General features: G+C 73.9%; 1 protein-coding gene. It reads right to left on the bottom strand.

The genetic code is table 11. The features are described 5' to 3' along the window. Positions 1-441: AMP-binding protein (locus tag ACU8YC_RS27880; protein WP_446896380.1), on the bottom strand; the 441-nt coding region annotated here is incomplete at both ends.

Here is a 441-nt window from a genome sequence, read left to right as displayed (position 1 = left end):
GGCAGGAAGCGCTCGGCGGTGAGCGCCGGGCGCTCCCAGTAGCCCCGGGCGAGGCCGCCGCCGATGTAGAGCTCGCCGGTCTCGCCGTCCGCGACCGGCTCGAGGTCGGGCCCGAGCACGTAGGCCGCCCGCGCCCCGACCGGGCCGCCGATCGGCGCGTAGGGCTCGGCGAAGGTCGCGTCCGGCGGCACCGCCCAGACGAGGGGCGAGATCACGCACTCGGTCGGGCCGTAGCCGTTGATGACGGTGATCGACGGGAACGCGTCGAACACCGCGCCGATCGCGGCGGCGCTCAGCACGTCGCAGCCCGCGAGCACGACGCGCAGCCCCGCCAGCATGCCGATGAAGCGCCGCGCGACCAGATGGAACAGCCCCGCGGTGAGCCACATCACGCTTACTTGCTCGCGCGCGATGAGCCGGCTGACGGCGTTCGGATCGAAA

The sequence above is a fragment of the Citrobacter sp. VF227 genome (assembly GCF_052950715.1).
This window is presented reverse-complemented; position numbering and strand designations above follow the sequence as displayed.